Source organism: Pseudomonas sp. FDAARGOS_380, assembly GCF_002591235.1.
Taxonomy (GTDB): Bacteria; Pseudomonadota; Gammaproteobacteria; order Pseudomonadales; family Pseudomonadaceae; genus Aquipseudomonas; species Aquipseudomonas salmasensis.
On record NZ_CP023969.1, the window covers coordinates 4,021,347 to 4,043,457 of the forward strand.

Here is a 22,111-nt window from a genome sequence, read left to right on the forward strand (position 1 = left end):
ACCCTATGGGAGCGGGCCCCTGCCACATTTGATCTTCAAGAGCGCCGCCTCGACCCGCGTGAGCGGGGCGGGGCGATGCCAGTACCCGGACACACAAAAGCATCCTCCTGCACCACCTTTCTCGCCCCCCCGTCCCTAGGCTTTCAGGACTACTTATTCAGCAATAAGGTCTTGAGATCATGTCTGCTTCCATCCATCGAAACACACCGTCCCTGGTCGCAGTCGACCCACGTGGGTTAATTGTTCGTAACGTCAATTACCACCCCTCAAGCGCGGAGGATGAACCGCAGGTGCGCATTCATCGCCAGGTCTTTGGCAGTACAGGCTTGATGATTGAACAATGGGACCCACGTCTGTTGCAGTTGTCACGCTCACAACCCGACACCGCGCCTAATCAACGCACGGTCTATAGCCTTGGTGGACAAGCGTTGCGCACCCACAGCGTGGATGCCGGCTGGCGACTGACGCTGATGGGGGAAGCCGGGCATTTACTCGAAGAATGGGATGGGCGGGGTGCTCACCAGGCTCATCACTATGATCAATATCTGCGGCCGATCGCCGTCTTCGAGCAGGCGGCCAGTGACGAGCAAGCGTTGTGCGTCGAGCGTCTTGCCTATGCCGTGTCCTCGGATGAGGAGGCTGCGCGCAACCGCTGTGGCCGGGTGGTTCGCCACGATGACGGCGGCGGCTCGTTGTTCCACGAGCGGTATGGGCTGCACGCAGAAGTTGCTCAGCAGACCCGACGCTTTCGGCAGGCGGATGCCGCGCTGGATTGGCCGCAGCCCGCTGCACAACGCGAGGTGCGCCTGGAGCCCGAGAGGTTCCAGACATCCATTGGGTTTAACGCGCTGGGTGAGCGCCTGCATCACACGGACGCCAAGGGCAATCGCTTTGACTATGCCTACGGCATTGATGGCCAACCGGCGAGTATTGTTGTGACGCCCAAGGGCGGCGTGCGTACGCAGGTGCTGGGCCAGCGGGACTACAACGCAGCGGGTCAGGTGCTCAGCGAACGCGCCGGCAACGGCGTGGTGCGTGCCATGCAATACCGTGAGTTTGACGGTCGCTTGCTGCAAATGACTGCCCATCTACCCGCACAACTGGGCGCAGCGTTGCAAGACCTGCGCTACGACTATGACGGCGTTGGCAACATCGTGCGGATCGACGACCTTGCCCAGCCGACGCAATGGTCCAGCAACACCCGAATCAGTTCGGCCAGCCTCTATGAGTACGACTCGTTATCGCAACTGACCAAAGCCACTGGCCGCGAAACCGCCGGTAACACGGGAGGCCCGGCGTTGCCGGCGAATGTGACGTTTGGCTCGACTGACGACAGCGTATGGCGTCGCTACACCCAGCGATTTTACTATGACGCCGCCGGCAATTTGCTCAAGTTGCAACATGTGCCCAGCAGCGGCGCCGGCTTCACGCGGCAGATGAGCGTGGCCGCGGGCAGCAATCATTTTTTGCCGCAGGCTGATGGCAAGACCGCGCCGGGGTTGGGCCAGGGCTTTGACCGCAACGGCAATCTGCAAGCGTTGGCAGGTGATCACAAGATGAGCTGGGATGTGCGCAATCAACTGGTGCGCCTCACGCAGGTGCGACGCGAGGGCGGCAATGACGATGAAGAACGCTACGCCTACGATGCCACGGGCCAGCGCATCCTCAAACGCAGGGTCTCCCAGGCCAGGGGCGTGGTGCATACGGCCCAGGTGCGCTACTTGCCGGGGCTGGAAATTCGGCATGACAGCGCAACGGGTGAGCAACTGAATGTACTCAACCTTGATGCCGGTACGACCACGGTGCGCATCCTGCTTTGGGATCGCCACCCTTCGGGAGGGCGCCAAGAGGCGCAGATCCGTTACGGCTTGTCGGACCACTTGGGCAGCAGCAGCCTGGAGTTGGGCGAGCAGGCGCAACTGCTCAGCCAGGAAAGTTATTACCCTTACGGCGGGACCGCGTGGTGGGCGGCGAAAAGCTCCAGCGAGGCGAGTTACAGGTTCATCCGTTATTCGGGCAAGGAGCGCGATGCCAGTGGGCTGTCTTACTACGGCTTCAGGTATTACGCGCCGTGGTTATGCCGCTGGATCAGCCCGGACCCGACCGGCGATGCCGATGGCTTGAATCTGTACGCCATGGTTGGCGGTAACCCAGTCACCCAGGTCGATGTGCAAGGGCTGGCCGCCACACCGGCTTTGGAGGAGCCGCAGGACAAACAAATACGCAGGCTTTCCGTCAGTCGCAGGCTCGCGAATGTAGGGCGGGTTATGCGCCCCAGGATACAAGCAGCCTCGTCGGCCGCGATTCGCGATGGATTATCCACCTATATCGCCAATGCAATCGCGACGGGCGTCGATCTGGCGATCTTCAGCAACCTGCAGCCCACGGCGCAACGCAACCAGATTTTGCGCATTAGCGTTGCGGTGCTTGATGCCGTGTCCTCGGCACATATGAGCACCGGTATCGTCGGTAACTGGACGCACTATGCGCCACAGATCGGTGCTGTTTTTGCAGGTGCCGCAGGTATGGGTTATGCCATGTATGGCGACTCGATAGGTGATCAAGCCGAGCACAGCTGGGACCCGGTGGCGGTTCAGCGTTTGGGCGGGCATGTTCGCGCGCTCTCCAGGGAACTGGTGCAGCAAGTCTTGCGTGGGCACGGTACTGGCATCTCCTGGGGCAGCACGCCCCTGAGCGGCAGGGTCACGCGTACCGCCGGAACGACGGCGGCCTATGCCCTCGCTACCGTGGCCAATGCTGTTTATGGCGGGCAAGTGCCTGCGCTGATGCAACCCAATGTCTCACCTGCAATAGAAGCCTACGACGGGGCGGTGGGAACGATGATTCGCGGCGGTCACCTGACCGCTGCCCACGACCCCCATGGCCAGACCCTGCAACTGCCGGACCCTGCCGCGACGATACACGGTGGGTTGAGCCGAATGTTCAATCAGGTGTGGACGCATTGGGCCGCGTCCGGTGTCGAGGCATTGGCCGTTGCGCTGACGGGCCTGCCCCAGGCCGCACAAAGCCGGACCACTCGAACGATTGTCATGGCGGCCCGCGGCGTGATTGCATCACTGACCGAATGGCGCGGCTTTTTCGTAACGTTTGCCCGGCGCGGGTATACAACTTTGGCCTCGCGCTGGGGCGCAGCCCGGCGATCCTGAGGAGAAGATGAATGGGCCGGCGCCGCGGCCCATGGTTCTTCAGTCAGTAGTTTGGCTTGCGTTCAGCTCTTCATGGGTGTCGTTTTCGTCCTCATTGACGGTGTACCAGGCCCAATAGGTGGTACGCCGCATGAATCCCCCCGCAGTGAACGTCTGCGTCGGGCGTCCGAGGGGGTCATACAATTGCCGGTCGCTGTGGCCCAGCTCACGCATGGAGTGATCATTGACGTAGGTGTGGCTATTGGCGAAATAGGGGCGATAGGCACGTATGACCAAGCCCTTGTTGTTGTATTCGACACGCTCGCTGACGCGCCAGCGGGGGTCGGCATCCACTTGGCGCAGCTGTTTGCTCAAGGTGCCGGATGCATCCGCCACCTCGTCGACCAGCAGGTTGCCCTTGTCGTCCACTGCATAGGCCTTGCCTGGTTCGGTCTTTTGCTTGGTCTGTAACGAGCGGCCGAAGCCGTCCCAGCAGGTCAGGGTTATGCGAACCTGTTGGTCGGCATCGCCGGGGTAGCGGTCGGCTTGCGACATGAGCCCGTGTACCGGCACGCGGCTGGCCTTATCGATCAACGCCTTGAGTTGTTTTTCGCTGTCGCCGAGGGGCTGGCGACCACCACTCAGACGCGCCCGCGCGCTCATGCGGATATGCCCGCTGGGGAGCAGATAGTTCTTGGTGACCCACTCAGGCTTGACCACGGCCAAGTCGATGCTGCCCATCCAACTGAACGGCGCGTAGCAGTGCGCGCTGGCCATGTCTTGCAACACGCTTTGCGCCTGTTCGATGGCTAATTCGGGCGTCACATTGTTGAGCGTGCGGTAGCTTTCCAGGGCAGCGAAACCCACTCTGATGCCTTGTTCACTGCCGTAAAACGTGCTGGCGAGCAACTGCCCAAAACCGTCATAAAGCGCTTCTTGAACAGTGCCATTGGGGTCGACGACTTTTATCGGCAGCATCACTTGATAGTCGTATTCGGCCGTGGTCACACAACCGTCGGGCATTTTTACGCGCACGGTTTGCAACGTATAGGGGTCATAGTTGAGCGTTGTTTCGCCATGGGCCTCGGTGGCCCGCAGCGCCCTTATCCGATAAAACTGGGTGGCCTTGCCATAGCGGGGAAAATGCCGGCGAATCGACCACAGGCGGTTTTCCTTGAGCGGCGCCTCGCCGTCGAAGAGAAAAAACAGCTCCATGGTGTGATAGCCGCTGTCGGTGAGCTTTTGCACCAGGTCCACCTTGGGTTGGTTGGGCATGGCCGGGATGTCGTTGTAGGCGCTCAGGGCCTGGTCATCCAGCTCGGCGGTTTCCAGGTAGTCAGTCAATGCCTGGGCAGTGGCGACGCCTGGTTCCAGGGTTTTACCCAAGCCACCGGCCTGACGGTAGTGCTGCACCGACAAGCCGCTCAGTGTGCGCCTGGCCCCAGCGGCCAGTGGCCCGTCGTGGGTGTCGATGAACACCTCATAGGTGATACGCGCAGGGTCCAGCCCGCCAGGCGCCGGTGCCTTGCCGAGCACCAGGGCGTTGTCTCGTTGGCGGTAGGGCAAGCCCAGGCACCACTGCTGTGCGTCGTCCAGATGAATAGGCTGCGCCAGCGTTTCGCTCAGGTAATAGAACTGTTGCGCGTTGTCATGGGTGTCGCGCCACCAGCGCTGCTGGTGCTCATCCACCAGCACGGCGGGCGGCGGGCTGTCGGCGGTGCTACGGCGGGCATAATGCAGGGACACGCCATGCACCAGGTAACCATAGGCATCCCAGCGCAGATTGATCTGGTGCTGGCAGAGGGGATCGTCTTTCACGCCTTCATATTGATAGCTGATCGACTCCAGGGCTAATGGCAGCAACCGGGCGTAAGGGGTATGGGCACTGGCCGGCGCGAGTTCGCGGACCAGATACCGCTGGTGGTGAACTGAGTAGGGCACGACGCCTTGCGCCGGCTCCGCCGCCATCAGCTCGACCCGCAGCACCCTGCCACTGAGTGCACGGGCCACCTCGCGTGCCAGCGTCGGTGCGGGGTCGCTGATCAAGTCGTCATGATGCTCCAGCGGCTCTGCCTGAACCGTCCCCCTGTAGCGGCTGACCAGCGTGCGGCCGAGAGCCTTGGCGTGCGGGTCATGAGTGCTCTGGTCGAGGCTGGGCATGTCAAGGGATCGCCCGGTATGAAACCAGGTTTTGCTGAGCAAGGGTGCGCTGGAACCCTGCGTATGGGGGGCGTCCTTGCGGCTGTCGGTGTCGGTTTGCAGCAACAGCCCAAAGCCACGAAACTCACGGTCCACGCGGTCGTAATAAGCCTGGCGATAACTCACGCGCTGGGTCAACTGGTTGCCGGTAATCTCGTCCCGTTGGGCTTGTTGGCTGACCAGCAGCAGCGCAAAGGGTAACTGGCTGATCGCAGGCTGGCCCTTGGCATGCAGCTCGCGTTTTTCGTCCAGCCACTCCTGGGCACTGCTGCGATATTTGATCGAAGCCTGAGCGCCCATGTTGTTGTCGGTGCGTATGAGCAGCCAGGGCTTCTGGCTGTAAAAGTCGTAGCGCCAATGGATGGGGGTCTGGTGGGCGGCGGTCAGGATCAGGCTCGGACAGCCCAGGCCGAGCACGTCGATAATGCTGACCTGGCAGTGGTCGTCGTACTGCACGCCTTCTGGCCACGGCACGTTGATCGCCTTTGTCTCGAAGCCGTTGCCGCCTTTGTTGAGGAAAATACTCAGATGAGTGGTGCTCAAATACAGCAAGTCTGCGGCACCGCCGCCATTGAGGTCGACGAGCAGTACATGCGCCGCGTTGAACGTTTGATAACGCAACGGCAATGTGGCCAATACAAACCCCTGGGCAAAACGGCCGCGACCCAGGTTCGGCCAACATTTCACTTCGTTATGCCGGATACGCACCAGATGCTGTTGGCCTGTGGCGAGTACATCGCTGAACGCCACCAGTTCGTTGGGCGAGGCGGAAATGATCGGCAGGCCATCGTCGGGCGTGTGCGGTACCTCGATGGCGGGGGCGAAGCCGGATGCTCGGCGATTTTCATACAGGCGCACGCTGCGCGGGCCGATCATCGTAAAGTCATGACGACCTGTCCCCATCAAGTCAGCAAGCATGCCCTGGGGGTGGAAGAACTCCGAGGGAAATGCATCGAACGGTGTATAGGCTGACCAGTTGCGCTGTTCGTCCAGGCTGAAAAATCCGTTCATCCCGGGCCCGGCCACCTGCCATTCCAAACGGCCGTCGCCATCCACATCGGCCAGCGCCTGATGGAGGGGGCGAGTGCTGTCGGCGACCGGCACCCGCGTTAATTCCACGGCCGCGCCGTAGCTCACCTGGTCGCGGGTTTGCGGGTTTTGCGGCCGCTGCGGTTCGCGGTAATACCAGCTTTTATCTGCGCGATACAACACACCGGGCAAGCCTTCGCCATACAGATCCACCAGTTGATAACGAGCGCCGTCATGCAGCTTGGGAAATGCACCAAATGCCTGGTAGCGGCTCGGGTCGACGTTGAGTTGGCTCGACTGATAAAGGCACTCCAGCGGCGGGCGGCTCACGCTATTGCCCGCGCTGTCGAAGGCTTGCTCATGCACCCCACTTAACAGGCTGACATGGCTGGATGTGTGGTATTGCAGTAGCAGGCGCTTGGACAGCACGGGGTCGAGGCCCATTTTTTTTTCTTTAGGGAAGTGGTGAAACATCAGAATCTGGCTGCAGCGGCGCAGGGTGCGTAACTCGAAGCCAAAGGCAAAATCCGAGCAGGGATCGGGTCGCACAGGCCATTGCTGAGTTTTCTGATACGTGGGCCGCTGTTCCAGATCAAGGGAGCGTTCGCCATAATCAAAAAGCAATTGGAAGTGCCAGCCTACGTCCGGTTCATCCTCGGTCTGCCACAGATACAGCTGCTCTTGCTCCCTGGCGGTGGAGTTGCCGTAGCAGACACTTTCCAGGTAATGCCGGGCACGACAATCCCTGGGATAGCGCGCGTTGTCGGTTTCTTTTGTGTAGTGATAATAAATGTGCTCGCCGTGGGCATTCAGGCTTTCCTGCAACAACCACTGCGCCACATGGTGCGTCTGGTCCGGGTCGGCAATCCGGGCCAGCGAGGTTTTTCCGTAAAAGTGCTGGCTGCCATCGGCACTCTGTATCAACCAGAAACCCGCCGTGTCGGTTGCCGTTTGCCAGTGTTCGATACGGTCGAAGTGGCTCTGGACCCTGGGGAAATACCGGGTGGCCGTGTAGGCGATGGTCAGTGGCAAACCATTAAAAGAGGACGTGGAACGGCTGACGATCGTCCCTTCAGCGTCGCGCTCGGGTAGCCATATTTGCGCGTCGGGGCCCACCAGTACGTCGTGCTCCGTGTAGGCCGGCACGCCATGGGAGGTACGCCGGCTGACGGCCGGCAGGGCAACCTCCCAACCCAATCCGAAGGGGCCGTTACCGGCGCCGCTTCGGTAGGTCAGCGACATGGCGGGTGCGTAGCCGCGCGCGGGAGAGATCGGCAAGGGAATCTCAAAGCTTGCCGTACCACTGGAGCCGATATCGCCCCAGCCCTTACCCGTGCCTTGAATGGCACCGCCGCCTTTTGGCAGGGCCGGGGTATTGACCTGGAGGTTGAGCGTATCGTCGTTCATGCCTTGCCCCCGCTGACCGTCGGCACCCTAGCGGTGTAACGCAGGTGGATGACGATATCGTTGATCGATTCGAGTACGGCTTTTTGCAGGTTGTGATTGGGGAACTCCAAGGTCCAGTTGGAGATGGCCCCGGTGTATTCGAAAGGCAAGTAGCGATCGTTGCTCTCGAAGTTGAGGGTGAACAGGCCGTTGTCATCCAGTCCGGTGGACAGTGCGATTTGCTGATGGGCACGCATGTCGCGGCGCCGCTCGCCTGTGGGCAATACGATTTCGTTGTGGGTCTGGGTCAGTATCGCCTTAATGTCCTCATAGGGGCCTAGCGTCGCGGGCAACGACACGCTGATGCCTTTTATTCGCCGCAGGATGTGGTTGGGGTAATCCTCTTCAAACAGAACCTCGGACAACATGAAGCACAGCGTGCCGGTATCGACCAGTTGTCGTTTATGCTCGGCCCATTTGTTTTGCGTACTCGATGATTGAGTGCCGGTTGTGCCGGTTGTGGGCGTGGTGACTTTGCAATCGATCATGCGATGACGCAGGGAGATGGTCTTGACGATCTCCAGGTCCCGGACGTTATGGTTCAAATAGGCCGCATTCATCTTCAACAGCGACAGCTTCAGCGCCTCACCCGCCAGGTAACCGCGGTAGTTGTTGTTCCAGGCACCGGGCTGGATAAACGTGCTCGCATAGTCTGCGACTTCGTACTGCCAGCACGCTTGTGCGGTGCAGCACAGGGAAAGGCTCAGGTCATAAACCTGATAGTAGAACTTGCTCAGTTGTGCGTTGAGCCAGTCATACAGCTGTGCCCTGGTAAAACGCTTGGCCAGCAATTGGTAGTTCGACCAGGCCTGGGCCAGGGAGGTCTCGGCCAGGCGTAATTGCAGGCGCGTGGCGTTTTCCTGCTCGGCATAGGCTTGTAACTGGGCGTCGACCTGGGCCAGTTCGAGTCGGGCCTGATCCTGGGCATGCGCCCATTCTTGCTCCCGGCGGTTGAATTGCTGGGAGCGGTCCAGGTCTGCGGCAGTGCCGCGCAACGCCGTCGCGACGCCTTGGGCCAAGGCCTGGGCTGCATAGAACGGGCCTTCCCAGCGCGACCCGCCGGTACTTGTACCGAAGATGTTCGGCGCTATCATCGCGATGCCGGCCCCTGCAGCGGCGGCGGAACCTGCGGTCTCGAATCCGCTACTGATCAGATAGAGTTGGCCTGCATGCGCTTCTGCGGGGCTGATGCCTTCGGTGAGCAGGTGTTCGTAGTGGCGCATCCGCGATTCGATCATGCTCCGACTGGCGCCGAGTGCCTGGCGGTTTTTCTCGTCGAGCAACAATGCCTGGTGTTGCTGGGTTACGACGATATTGGCCAAGTCCCAGGCTTGTTGTTGCTGCAACTCCAGGTATTCAGTCTGTTCCTTGCGCTCAATCAGGCTCAGCATCGTGTTGCCGAATTGAATCACCGCCTCGGTTGCCGTGAGTGCGTGGCCCTGCATGATCTGGAAGCGATAATGGCCGACTTGCGCGTCAATGAACGGCGCCGCGCCGCCTGCGCCGAAGGCACCGCTGTTGCGGCTGGCCAACAGTTTGAGCGGTGAAAGTGGAGTTGCGTACAGCGACAGGCGCAAGGGTTTGCCGGTGATGTCGAGATTGTACCGTAGGTTATGCAGGCGACTTTCGAGCTTGTCCCAGCGCGCTACCAGCTCGGTATTGAAGGGTAGGCACAGATTATCGGTGTCCGTGAGCGAAGCCAGTGCGGCGCCTTCGGTCGCAGGGGTGACATTGATGGGTGGGTTTTCCTGCTCCAGTTTTTCCAGGGCTTTAGAGCGCGTCGTCGTCAAACTTTCGAGGGTGATTTCATCCCACGGTTCAGTGGTGGTGACGCGGGGGCGTGGCCCCAGAAAGTGATTGGCTCGCGTGTACCAGAGTTTGGCTTGGGTCAGGCTGTCGGGGGTGAGCTGCCGATAAGCGGCATCGCCACGATTAAGCAGTATATCGAGATAAAACAGGTAGATTGCTTTGCGAAAATGCACCGGTGAGCGAATCGCCAGTTTGTGTGGGTCGTGGCTGACGCAACCTTCGAGCGGACCTGTACGAACGAGCTCGTTGAACCCCCAGAATGCAGGGCGTTCGCTGGCCTTGTCGGCCAACCGCCTTGGGTCGAAGATGTATTTGAGCCAGGCTTGGGCTTCGACATACTGCTGCTCCTGATTCAGGCGGTGGGCAACCAGCCAGGGCACGTACAGGAACAGCTCCCAGAAGTACTTGCCGTGAGCCCCGTTAAAGTCAATGTCGTCTGCCGCGCCACTTGGCGTGAGTGGAGGTTCTTGCCACGTTTTGGGCGTTAACGAAAACAAATGCTCAAGGCTGACATTGGCCTCCTTGACCAGCTTGCCGGCAAAACAGGTATTCATGCGAATGCGCAGCGGGGTGTCGGCAGGCGGGGTAGAGGTGTTCGTTGGGAAATCAATAAATTCGGCGGTGCCGAGTGTTTCAGATGTCAGCCTTTTGATCATCGGCGCCAGTTGTTGAGTGAGCAGTGTGCCAGAGGTGGAATCGGCCAACTTCAAGGTGGTCGCTTTCAGGCTATACCCGAGAATTGTGGAGTCGCCTTCTTTGGTAGGCTCAAGCGTCATCACTCCGTGTATCAAGGTGATGCCCGACGTTATTTCCTTCGTGGTCACTGGAATACGCGCCGTGACCCGATGCCCGGTGGGTAATTCGGGAGTTGATCCGGTGAGGCTTTCGTGGACAGCGTCCTGATAGTTGGTGATTTTATGTGAGTTGGCATTGATTTTTTCGGTGAATGGATAGTCTTTAAAGTTGGCTCTCATAATAATGTGCTTGTAGGCACGCAAATCAGAGGTGCTCACGTTGGGCCTTTTGATAGTTAACGTATTTTGTGAGTGCAGTGACGTCTTTTTGTCTGCGTCTGCGTCTGTGTATTTACTGTAGCGATCAATGGCGACCTGGATGGAATTTTCTGTACTTGTATATAAGCTGATGAACGCATTCTTATCGATGTAATGATCTTCTAGCGAGATGGTGTCTGTGTCTTTGTCTTTGGGCTGAGCGACGATGAGTAACCCGCTCGCGGTATGGACAGCGTTGGGGAACTCATCATGCGTGGCCGTGTTTTTAAAATAAAGAGCGTAAAAATCAGTTTTTAACGTGTCAGTTGGGCCGGTAATTTGAGAGCCGCTGGTCAGTTTAAGCTGAGTGGCTGTCGGATCATCCAGAGCGTCGTCTACTATCAGTACGATGCGGATATTTTTAGGCGCTGCTTTTGTTAGTGTGACACTGTACGATTGCCGGAAATTGCCATTGAGGGTGGAAGTAAATACGAGTTCATTGGTGTTTGAATCAAAAGAGACGTCACTGGCGTCAGGGGTTTTTATTTTTTCTCGATTTTTTTCAAAGTTCCAATGGTCGTTGTTTTCGGTAATTGTTTCCTCTATGGGGGAAATCGAGTGTTTGTTTGGGGACATTACCTTGAACTGCAAATTGTCTTGGTTTTTATGAGCAAAGAACGTGAGGTATTGCCGAGCGGTGTCAGGCAGCAATTCGCTGTAGTATCCACTCACGCTTTGATCTTCGCCTTGAACCACAGCCTGCACTTTTTTCTTCTGCGACGGATCGAAGTGTTCCAGGAGCCGGTTTATCTCCTCCTCCACCTGTGAGCCGGGCAGCACGCTGTAGCGCTCGGGGCTGCCGCCATCGGCGATGGTGGTGATATTGAAGGACTGATCGATGTGGACAGCCTGGAAAAATTTGCCAATAAAATTCTCCTGCTGTTTGGGGTCTTTACGGCTGGTGGCCAGGACACTTAAAAATAGGACAGGGGGGCCGTTACTGTCGACGATAGCCACTGTCTGTGTAATGGTTTTCAGGAAGGCAGAGGTCAATGCGTTGACGTCTTCGGTGGCACAGTGCTCCTCAATACACGCTTTGGGTGCGCTCCAACTGCCATCGTGCTTTTTATAAGAAAAATTGAGGCGAAACTTGACGTAGCGGCTGTTGATCCATTCGGCCAGCTGTTTTTTTTCCTCTGAATTTGTTTGCGCCGGTGGGACGGAACTGGTGGGGGCGGGTTTGATGCATTCGGCCCAGATGAAAAATAGCCGGTTATTGAAATACACCGGCCGGATACTTTGCTCGGCGGTGGCGTCAGACACCGACAAGTTGATGTTCTCCCAGTCTGACCAGGCGTCCTGGAAAAGTACCGAACCAGCGCGCTTGGACAGGTCGAGGGAGCGCCAGTAATAGGTGTTTGCCGAGCTCGATTTACCGACGAAGTAATAGATGCCGCTATACAGGTTGCCCACATCGGCGTCGATATAACCGTTGATCGTGCGTATGTTGGCGGTTTCCTCGAACCTGGCCAGGTAATTCTGAACCGCCGTGGTGACGGTATCCGCTTGGATTCGATACTGGCTCAGGTCGTTTTCCAACTGCTCAAAGCTGTCGGTTTTGTCACGCCGTAATGTCGGGTCCAAGTAGTTGGCGGGGTGATAGTGCAACTGCTGGTTGGCGTTCCAGAGTGCGTAGGTGTGTAACTGTTCGCGCCATAATTTGTCTTGTGGTGCGGTCATGCCCTGCTTTTCATAGCCAGGTTCCAGGCCGAGCTGGATGCGCGTGATGTACTGCTGCAGGCTGGAGATGGCACAGGCTACCGGACTGGTCGGTACGGCTTGGCTGACTTGTACGTCGAGCAGCCAGTATTCGTAAAGGTCGTCGGCAAGGGTGATCTTTTCCTTTAAGTCGGTAGGTACCTTGTAGGTCAGGTAGTACGCGAGCATGGCGTCGCGCAGGCTTTCATTGAGCTGTTGATTAAGCGAGTGAGACATGATCAATCCTTGAACAGGTCGAATGTGAGTAGTGTGTGAATGGGTTATGGATACGCACTGGTGATCGCCTCACCGACGCTCTTCCAGTCAGCAAACGCAGAGTCGGCTTTCAGTTCGCTGGCTTTAATCAGCATGTTGGCAGGCAGGCCTGTGTCGATGCTGGCTCGGCGGCAGCGCAGCACCCAGTCCAGGCGGTTCATTGAAGTAATGCGTGGAGGTTTGAGTTGGTTGCTGAACACATCGATTTCACTGGCACTCCAACCTAAAAGTTGAGCGAGATGCTCGTTCGTGTCTTCGCTGGTGTTTTGCGCAGTGCTGTTGGGCAGGGCATTGGCGTGTTCGAAGTAGTTCAGAAGCTGCTCTTCCGTCAGGCCGCAGTGGTGGATGCAGTGTTTGAACTGCTGCATGAGGTAGAGGTTGTACGGGGTCAGTTCAAGCAGCGAGGGCATCTTGTACTTGCGCGCGAGCCAGTGCGGATTGACCAGGAACTGGTGAAGTGCTTGTGAGCTGAGGGGAAGTTGCAGAATATCGGCGGCGTGAGGTAACAGCAGTATCAGATAACTGAGGGTTTGCAGCGGTGCAGCAGCGGGGGCATATAAACGCAGGAAATGCTGGTCATTGTCGTATTTCTGATAGCCGTTGGCATCGCTTGGGGCTTGTGGGACGGCTTGGATGATTGCTTTAAGGCGTAGATATAAAGACCACAACTCATCACGCACCGTGCTCAGCAATGTGTGGAGCTTGGACTTAGCTTGGTTGATCAACTGTGTCGTACGGGCAGGCGCCGTGCTGATTTGAACGGAAGAGAGCACCTGATCGAGCGCTGTCTCGATGTTGTTACTGGGACGCATCTGTTGCAGCGCCGTATAGGCCAAGGCTTCCCAGTCAACGGCGGGTAAACGGTCTTTTTCGTCAATGGGTTGCTGAGGAAGATCAAGCGGTTGCAACGCTTTGGAAAGGGACGCTTGGTCATAGAGGGCGAACTCCTTCAATAGCTGATTGATGACCGGGTCCTGGACCTGGCGATCCAGCAATAGTTGGCATCTGAGCAACGCCAGGCTGCTGCCGTTTTCTTTAAACCAACGGCTGGCCCATTCCAGTTGCATGAGCACATCGAGAAAGTCAGTCATGCCCTTCGGTTTGTTGCGTAACGTTGGGTTGCGCAACTGCATGAGAAGGTTCGCATTCCCGAGCATTTGCACCAGTTGTCGGCATTCCACGACCGATACCCCAAACAGGCGAGCGATTCTTGCTTGCCGATAGATCTCGCTGACTGTCTCGATCGTACGGGTTGCAGGCTTGTTGGGGTTGATCAGTAGTTGAAGCGAATCCTGGGTGTCTTGCAGGCCCAACCCAGCGCAGAGCTGTTGCCGGGTGGTATCGTCGAACCTGGCACTGTCCAGATACAGGGGCGGCAGGGCAGACCCGGTGCGATTAAATACCTGGTCGAACAATGACACGCGGTCGCCTGAGGCATGAACGGGTAATTGATGAAGCCAGGCAGCAAACTCTTCGGCTTGCAATGTGTAGCGTTTGCTCAAATAGCAAAAGACCCCCAGCGCCCGGAGGGTGTTATGGGTGATCAGCAGCGTGTTGTTGCGATTGCCTTCGCAGCGCATGGCGCTGACTATCAGGGTGTCCAATTGCGCGAAAGGCAGGCCGAGCCAGCGCTGTAGACGAATCATGCGTTGCAGCCTGTCAAAGCGCTCAAGGCTGATGTTGGTCAGCTTGGCGTTGTCCAGGCTGATAGCGGGTGTGGTCGTGCCGTTGATGTAGCACGCACCGTAGCTGAGGCTGGTTTTTTGCTTGCAGTTAGGCGATTGGCGTGGTGACTGAGTCTGTAGTGCAAGCAGTGCCTGAAGCTGGTCGGCATCCAGTTGTGTGTGGCTCAGAAAGTCAGTGAGTTTTGCCGGTCCGATCAGATCAGACTTCCAGTTGTAATAGTTGTGATAGAACGCTTTCGCGCCCGTTTCGGCTACCCAGCTACTTTTCAGCAGTGTCTGTTGTTGAGGGCTCAACCCCGATAACTGACATTGGACCTCGTTGTTCTGTTCGCCGACCTGCCCGTAACTGCTGGTTTCTTCCGCCAGCGGCAACTGGCGACTGATGCGATAGTTCAACTCACCCAGCGCCGGCTTGTCGCCCGACAAGCCCTGTTGGCATTGCTGATGGTGGAAGTGATAGGGCAGAGAAAACGGGTACCAGGTTTCACTCAGCACCTTATAGGTATCTTCTTCTTTGGCCTGCGCGATATTTTTGAGCAGGATCTGGTTGACGATCGACAACATGGGAACCTGGCCCGAAACGCTATGTTGGTTGAGTACCAGGTCTTTGAGTTCCGGGCGTCGCTGCGACAGCTTGAGTGCGCGGGTGTCCTTGGTGTTTTCTTCCAGCTGCAGGGCGAATAAATAGAGCGCCCGCAGGTAGGCAATCGGCGAATCGACCGCTGCAATAGACGAACTGGAGCAGAACTGGTCCCACTTTTCCTGGAACAAGGCCTGGTAGATTGCGCTGGTCTTGGGGGGGATACTGCGTTTATTGCGCGGTGAAGAAGCGGGAGGCGAGACTTGCTGTTCGCGAAATAAGGTTTCCAGTTGCGTGGCAGCGTTCTGGGCCTTGAGATACACCGTGTGGGCATCGTCATCGTTGTACTTTTTCAGTTGCTCGGTAAAGGCCTCTTCGGACAAACGTACGATGTCCAATATCGAGTGGATGTTGAGGCGCCGCAGGGCGGTCTTGAAATCGTCCCGACCGGGAGCGGGCGGGCGTGAGTGATCAATCAGTTGAGCGAGCAACGGGCTGTTGTCGGTTTGCATATTCATACGTTCCTTCACGCCCGCCGATGGGGCCGGCGGGCAATGAAAAACGCTATCACGCAGGTTAATGGGGCCAGGTATAGGTATTTACAGGCAGCGTCGGCGCCCGCCGGTTGAGGTGCCCGTACACCGATACCACCTCGCTGCAAGACATGAGTCCTAGGCTTTCTGACCATTGTGCAACTCAGGTCATGTGATCATGTCTACTTCACTTCATCGAAACACACCCTCGCTTGTGGCATTTGACCCCCGTGGGTTGGCGGTCCGTAGTGTCGCTTATCTACGCGCTACCCCTCAGGCTGCTCCGACGGCCCGTATCAGGCGTCAAGTCTATGGGGCCAGCGGCCTGATGCTTGAGCAGTGGGACCCTCGTCTGCATACCCTTAAATCCCGCGAACCATTGACCGAGGCGAATCAGGTGTCGGTGTATAGCCTGTCCGGTACGCTGATCCGCCGCAACGATGTGGATGCAGGCATGCGGCTGATGCTGTCGGCGCCCTCCGGGCAACTGTTGCATGCCTGGGACGGGCGGGGTGCTTATCAGCGCCACGACTACGATGCTTTGCAGCGTCCGGTGGCGGTGTTCGAACAAGCTGGCGACCAAGCGCGCCCCCGATGTGTCGAACGCCTGGTGTATGCCACGCCAACACCCGAGCACCGCGCACTTAACCGCAGCGGCCGTTTGGTACACCATGCCGACCCGGCGGGCACGCAGGTGTACGACCAGTATGGGATCACTGGGCAAGTGCTCGGGCAAACGCGGCGGTTTCGCGAGGCGCCTGGCGATGTTGACTGGCCGCTTGCCCAGGCCGATCAGAACCCGCAGTTGGAAAGCGCGCATTACGCTACACGCTGGGCGTTTGACGTCCTTGGCGGCACCTTGGAACAGGTCGACGCCAAGGGTAATGTTCGGCACTTTGCCTATGGTCTGGACGGACAGGTGAAACATATTCATCTGACCTTGAAAAGTGGCGCGCGCAAGACCGTGATAGAGCGCTACGTCTACAACGCCGCCGGTCAGGTGGAGGAGGCCCTGTTGGGCAATGGCGTGAGCAGCCTGGCCACTTATCGGGCCGAGGATGGCCGTATGCGCCGACTGGTGGCCCATCGCAAAAATGAGCGGGCAGCGCCGTTACAGGATTTGAGCTACGACTATGATCCGGTGGGAAATATTTCAAACCTGCAGGATCAGGCGCAACCGACGAAATGGAGCCACAACACGCAAGTGGAGGCTTCATATCACTACGAATATGACTCGCTGTACCAATTGACCCAGGCGGCGGGCCGGGAAAGTGTCGCCGCCGCCATTGGGCCGGCGCTCCCCTCGCGTATTTCGTTCGGTTCAACCGATACCGGTCTATGGCGCACCTACGCCCAGTACTATGCCTATGACGAGGGGGGCAACCTGACTCGGCTGCGCCACGTGCCCTCCAGTGGTGTCGGCTACACCCGCGACATGCAAGTCGCAACGGGCAGTAATCGCGCGTTGTCGAGCGAGCATCCGGTTGGCGAGTTAGCGCAGGGTTTTGATGCCAATGGCAACCAGAAACAGCTTGGGCGTGGTTTGCCGATGGCGTGGAATGTGCGTAATCAGTTGTCCAGGGTCACGACAATTCAGCGCGAGAAAGAGGACTCGGATGAGGAGGCTTATGTGTATGCAAGCGACGGCCAGCGTGCGCTCAAGCTGACCCGCCAGAAGGTTGCTGGCAGTCTGCAAACGGCTCGTGTGTATTACCTGCCAGGCCTGGAACTGCGCCATCGGCCGTTGCGTAAGCTCAATGTAGTGCGTCTTGAAGTGGCATGTTGCACGGTGGAGGTCTTGCAATGGGAGGTGGGACTCGATAAGGAGGCAGCCGATGAGACCCTGCGCTTTTGCCTGAAGGATCAGCAGTCAAGTCATGGGTTGGAGGTGGGCGAACAGGCTGAGTTACTGAGCCAGGAGAGTTATTTTCCGTATGGGGGGACGGCGTGGTGGGCATCGCGCAACGCGGTGGAGGGCAGCTACAAGACCCGCCGATACTCCGGCAAGGAGCGTGATGGCAGCGGTTTGTATTACTACGGTTTGCGCTACTACGCCCCATGGTTGCAGCGCTGGATAAACCCCGACCCCGCAGGGGGAGGCGCGCAGCTCAATCCTTATCTCATGGCGTTTAACAACCCGGTCACGTTCGTTGATTCAATGGGGTTGCAGCCTGCCGCCATGGAAAATATCAAGTTACAGGACGAAATCGTGATGATCCTGGTGCTGGTCTTGCTGGGCCTGGGGGCGGGAGCGCTGCTGGGCAATGGGGGGGCGGGGGCTGCCGTGGGGGCTCTGGTGGGAGGCTTACTGTTTGGTGCCAGCCGCTTCAGTGCCTATCAAAGCAGGCAACCGCAGGCCATGGCTAGCGCAGCGCAACAAAAGGAAGAAAATTTCGCCAGGGCTGTTTCGGAGACGGCAATCGCTGCGGCGGAGGATGCGGGGCTGAGTCACGAAGAAACGGAGCGGCTGGTGAGTTTTGCCTATGCGCGCCGTCATGGTGAAGAAGGCATTACCCTTATGGTCCATCGGCATCAGGGGACCCTGCGTGGCTACGTGGGGCCTGTGGACCAGTCGGGAGACATGGAACGCGCACTGAGGGCGAATCGTAACCCGATGCCTGAGTTGAAACGCATGGGCTATGGCGCGATAGTGCTGCGAAGCCCAGAGCGTGAGTCCGCTGCCGTGAGCGGTCAGCAGGCGGGGCCAAGCGCGTTCGAGGTTGGGGTGACGACACCGGTGGCTGGTTCAAGTCGCGCACGTGGTGGTCGGCAAGCACAGGCGCAGGTGCCGTGGGTAGCGCCGGCAGCAGCGAGAGCCGCTGCCCCGCAGATGGAGTTCGATACCGCGAGGCTTGTAGATACCCAACTATCGGGCCGCGAGCGTCGCATTATTGCTCTTACCCTCAGCCACTTGCGTGAGGGGCGGTTCGGCGCGGTTCATTGGCATGCTCACAGAGACCAACTATGGTCCGCTGATTTGCATGGCTACGCCTCTTCTCGCGGGCGTGGTGCCTATCGATTGATGTTCAGCCATCTCGGTGGCCCGCGGTACCGCGTGGAGGGGGTACGTAACCCACACCGTTGAGGGCATATCAGCGGCTGCATGCCGATGCGGTGGCGGCGTGGTTTTGCTAGAATGCGCGCCGCGTCGCCTGAGCGACGCCTTTTTGCATCCGGTTCACCCCTTACGAGGGTAGCCACCTGGAGAGAACACCCATGACTCAACCGATTGTCGTGGCGGCACTGTATAAGTTCGTCACCCTTGAAGATTACGTCGCCCTGCGCGAGCCCCTGTTGCAGGCGATGGTCGATAACGGCATCAAAGGCACCTTGCTGATCGCCGAAGAAGGCATCAACGGCACCGTTTCCGGCAGCCGCGAAGGCATTGACGGCCTGATGGCCTGGCTGAAAAAAGACCCGCGCATGGTCGATATCGACCACAAGGAATCCTACTGCGACGACCAGCCGTTCTATCGCACCAAGGTCAAGCTCAAGAAAGAGATCGTGACCCTGGGCGTTGAAGGCGTCGACCCGAACAAAAAGGTCGGTACCTACGTCGACCCGCAGGATTGGAACGCGCTGATCAGCGACCCGGAAGTATTGTTGATCGACACCCGTAACGACTACGAGGTGTCGATTGGCACGTTCGAAGGCGCAATCGACCCGAAAACCACCAGTTTTCGCGAATTTCCCGACTACATCAAAGCCAACTTCGACCCGGCCAAGCACAAGAAGGTCGCCATGTTCTGCACCGGCGGCATTCGCTGTGAGAAGGCGTCGAGCTACATGCTCAGCGAAGGCTTCGATGAGGTCTACCACCTCAAGGGCGGTATCCTGAAGTACCTCGAAGAGGTGCCCCAGGAAGAAACCAAATGGCAGGGCGACTGCTTTGTGTTCGACAATCGCGTGACCGTGCGCCACGACTTGAGCGAAGGCGACTACGATCAATGTCATGCCTGCCGCACACCCGTGAGCGTAGAAGACCGCACCTCTGAGCATTATGTGGCCGGCATCAGTTGCCCCCATTGCTGGGATAAGCTGCCGGAGAAGACCCGTCGCAGTGCGATCGACCGCCAGAAGCAGATCGAACTGGCCAAGGCCCGCAACATGCCGCACCCGATTGGTTACAACTACAAGCAAACCCCTTCCGAGGCCTGAGCCATGTCTGCGCGCCTGCTCTATGTAATGGACCCGATGTGTTCCTGGTGCTGGGGCTTTGCCCCGGTGGCACAAGCGCTGGTAGAGCAGGCCCAGGCGGCCGGCGTGGACGTGCACCTGGTGGTGGGCGGCTTGCGCACCGGCAGCGGCGCGGCGCTGGAGCCGACTACCCGGCGCTACATCCTTGAACACTGGCAGGCCGTCACCGACGCCACCGGCCAGCCGTTCAAGCGAGAAGGCGCGTTGCCCGACGGGTTTGTCTACGACACGGAGCCTGCGTGCCGCGCGATCGTCACCGCACGCAGCCTGGCGCCGGATTGTGCCTGGAAGCTGCTGGGGCTGATCCAGCGCGCGTTCTATGTCGAAGGCCGGGACGTGACCCTGGCCCCTGTGCTGGTGGAACTGGCCGAGCAGGCCGGTATTCCACGCATCGAGTTTGCCGGCGAGTTCGACCGTGCCGATCAGCACGCGGCCACGGCGGCTGATTTTACCTGGGTGCAGGACCTGGGCATTGCCGGGTTCCCGACCCTGCTGGCCGAGCGCAACGGCCAGTTGGCCTTGCTGACCAATGGTTACCAGCCGCTGTCCGAGCTGTCGCCGCTACTGGGTCGATGGCTGGAGCGAGCTGCCTGTGTATGAACAGCCTCCACGCACCGACCGCCTGACCTGGGCGGAAATTCGCCGCCTGGCCCTGCGTCACAAGAAATCTCTATGGGTCGCCAACGGCGTCGCCGTGCTCGCCACCCTGTGCAGCGTGCCTATCCCGCTGTTGTTGCCGTTGCTGGTGGACGAAGTGCTGCTGGGCCATGGCGATGCGGCTCTCAAGGTGATGAACCACGCGCTGCCCCTGGGTTGGCAAAAAGCTGCTGGCTATATCGGCCTGATGCTCATGGTCACCCTGGCCCTGCGCTGCGGCGCGCTGGTGTTCAACGTGGTGCAGGCGCGGCTGTTTGCGCGCTTGGCCAAGGACATCGTGTACCGCATCCGCGTGCGCCTGATCGAACGTCTCAAGCGTATCTCACTGGGTGAGTACGAAAGCCTGGGCAGCGGTACGGTCACCACCCACCTGGTGACCGACCTGGACACCCTGGACAAATTCGTCGGCGAAACCCTCAGCCGCTTCCTGGTGGCGATGCTGACCCTGGTCGGCACCTCGGCGATCCTGGTGTGGATGCATTGGCAACTGGCGTTGTTGATCCTGTTGTTCAACCCGTTGGTGATCTACGCCACGGTGCAGTTGGGCAAGCGCGTCAAGCATCTCAAGAAGCTGGAAAACGACAGTACTTCACGCTTTACCCAGGCGCTGACCGAAACCCTGGATGCCATCCAGGAAGTGCGCGCCGGCAACCGCCAGGGCTTTTTCCTCGGGCGCCTGGGCCAGCGTGCCCAGGAAGTGCGTGACTACGCCATTCATTCCCAGTGGAAAACCGACGCGTCGAGCCGCGCCAGTGGCTTGCTGTTCCAGTTCGGCATCGACATCTTCCGCGCCGCGGCCATGCTCACCGTGCTGTTTTCCGACCTGTCCATCGGCCAGATGCTCGCGGTGTTCAGTTACCTGTGGTTCATGATTGGCCCGGTGGAGCAACTGCTGAACCTGCAATACGCCTATTACGCGGCGGGCGGCGCGCTGTCGCGGATCAACGAGCTGCTGGCGCGTGCCGATGAACCGCAATACCCAGGCGGCGCAGACCCGTTCAGCGGGCGCGAGACGGTCGGCATCGAAGTGCGTGGGCTCGACTTTGGCTACGGCGAAGACCTGGTGCTCAACCAGTTGAACCTGGCCATCGCACCGGGTGAAAAGGTGGCAATTGTCGGCGCCAGCGGCGGCGGCAAAAGCACCCTGGTGCAACTGTTGCTGGGGCTCTATACGCCCCAGGCCGGCAGTATTCGTTTTGGCGCTGCCACCCAGCAGGAGATCGGCCTGGAGACCATCCGCGAGAACGTCGCGGTGGTGCTGCAACACCCGGCGCTGTTCAACGACACCGTGCGCGCCAACCTGACCATGGGCCGTACCCGCACCGATCAAGCCTGCTGGCAGGCGTTGGAAATCGCCCAACTGGATGCTACTGTCAAAGCACTGCCCTTGGGCCTGGACAGCGTGGTCGGGCGCTCGGGCGTGCGTTTTTCCGGGGGGCAGCGCCAACGCCTGGCCATTGCCCGCATGGTGCTTGCCGAGCCTAAAGTGGTGATTCTGGACGAGGCCACGTCTGCATTGGATGCAGCCACCGAGTACAACCTGCACCAGGCACTGGCGCGGTTTCTCAGTGGGCGTACTACACTGATCATCGCCCACCGGCTGTCTGCGGTGAAGCAGGCTGACCGAGTGCTGGTGTTCGATGGCGGGCATATTGCCGAGGACGGCGACCATCAGCAGTTGATTGCCGATGGCGGGTTGTACGCCAAACTGTACGGACACTTGCAACAAGTACGTTGATTTAGCTTAGGCTGTGCTATCGGGAGCGGATTTTCGCGTGCGTATCAAGCTGTGCATGTGCAAGGG

At 58.9% G+C, this 22,111-nt stretch carries 8 protein-coding genes; 5 read left to right on the forward strand and 3 right to left on the reverse strand.

The window, feature by feature from the left end:
• Window positions 1-179 precede the first annotated feature (179 nt).
• Complete coding sequence (locus tag CRN80_RS18845) at window positions 180-3,167, forward strand: RHS repeat-associated core domain-containing protein (protein ID WP_098950780.1); 2,988 nt, start codon at window positions 180-182, stop codon at window positions 3,165-3,167.
• 39 nt (window positions 3,168-3,206) lie between these two features.
• Here CRN80_RS18845 and CRN80_RS18850 read toward each other — a convergent pair whose 3' ends face one another.
• The 3 genes from CRN80_RS18850 to CRN80_RS18860 are packed head-to-tail and all read right to left on the reverse strand — an operon-like array spanning window position 3,207 to window position 15,432.
• Window positions 3,207-7,781: a SpvB/TcaC N-terminal domain-containing protein gene (locus CRN80_RS18850; RefSeq protein ID WP_098950781.1), complete on the reverse strand. Its 4,575-nt coding sequence runs from the start codon at window positions 7,779-7,781 to the stop codon at window positions 3,207-3,209.
• Complete coding sequence (locus tag CRN80_RS18855; RefSeq protein ID WP_098950782.1) at window positions 7,778-12,616, reverse strand: neuraminidase-like domain-containing protein; 4,839 nt, start codon at window positions 12,614-12,616, stop codon at window positions 7,778-7,780. Before CRN80_RS18855 ends, CRN80_RS18850 begins: the two co-directional genes overlap by 4 nt.
• A 44-nt stretch (window positions 12,617-12,660) precedes the next feature.
• Complete coding sequence (locus CRN80_RS18860) at window positions 12,661-15,432, reverse strand: Tc toxin subunit A (protein WP_256588506.1); 2,772 nt, start codon at window positions 15,430-15,432, stop codon at window positions 12,661-12,663.
• Window positions 15,433-15,781: 349 nt separating this feature from the next.
• Here CRN80_RS18860 and CRN80_RS18865 point away from each other — a divergent pair, with 349 nt between their 5' ends.
• The 4 genes from CRN80_RS18865 (at window position 15,782) to CRN80_RS18880 (ending at window position 22,045) form a co-directional block, all read left to right on the forward strand.
• Complete coding sequence (locus tag CRN80_RS18865; protein ID WP_178081025.1) at window positions 15,782-18,538, forward strand: RHS repeat protein; 2,757 nt, start codon at window positions 15,782-15,784, stop codon at window positions 18,536-18,538.
• 131 nt (window positions 18,539-18,669) lie between these two features.
• The gene (locus CRN80_RS18870) at window positions 18,670-19,611 is read left to right on the forward strand and encodes a rhodanese-related sulfurtransferase (RefSeq protein WP_032896045.1); all 942 of its coding nucleotides are present in this window, start codon (window positions 18,670-18,672) and stop codon (window positions 19,609-19,611) included.
• Window positions 19,612-19,614: 3 nt separating this feature from the next.
• On the forward strand, window positions 19,615-20,250 hold the full coding sequence (locus CRN80_RS18875; RefSeq protein ID WP_032896046.1) for a DsbA family protein: 636 nt from the start codon (window positions 19,615-19,617) through the stop codon (window positions 20,248-20,250).
• Complete coding sequence (locus tag CRN80_RS18880) at window positions 20,243-22,045, forward strand: ABC transporter ATP-binding protein (RefSeq protein ID WP_044274460.1); 1,803 nt, start codon at window positions 20,243-20,245, stop codon at window positions 22,043-22,045. The genes CRN80_RS18875 and CRN80_RS18880 overlap by 8 nt, the downstream gene beginning before the upstream one ends.
• Window positions 22,046-22,111 lie beyond the last annotated feature (66 nt).

What these genes read in the sequence shown, in the direction of transcription:
- CRN80_RS18850 (WP_098950781.1), bottom strand. Translation starts at nt 7,781, where the DNA reads ATGAACGACGATACGCTCAACCTCCAGGTCAATACCCCGGCCCTGCCA.
- CRN80_RS18845 (WP_098950780.1), top strand. Translation starts at nt 180, where the DNA reads ATGTCTGCTTCCATCCATCGAAACACACCGTCCCTGGTCGCAGTCGAC.
- CRN80_RS18860 (WP_256588506.1), bottom strand. Translation starts at nt 15,432, where the DNA reads ATGCAAACCGACAACAGCCCGTTGCTCGCTCAACTGATTGATCACTCA.
- CRN80_RS18870 (WP_032896045.1), top strand. Translation starts at nt 18,670, where the DNA reads ATGACTCAACCGATTGTCGTGGCGGCACTGTATAAGTTCGTCACCCTT.
- CRN80_RS18875 (WP_032896046.1), top strand. Translation starts at nt 19,615, where the DNA reads ATGTCTGCGCGCCTGCTCTATGTAATGGACCCGATGTGTTCCTGGTGC.
- CRN80_RS18855 (WP_098950782.1), bottom strand. Translation starts at nt 12,616, where the DNA reads ATGTCTCACTCGCTTAATCAACAGCTCAATGAAAGCCTGCGCGACGCC.
- CRN80_RS18865 (WP_178081025.1), top strand. Translation starts at nt 15,782, where the DNA reads ATGCTTGAGCAGTGGGACCCTCGTCTGCATACCCTTAAATCCCGCGAA.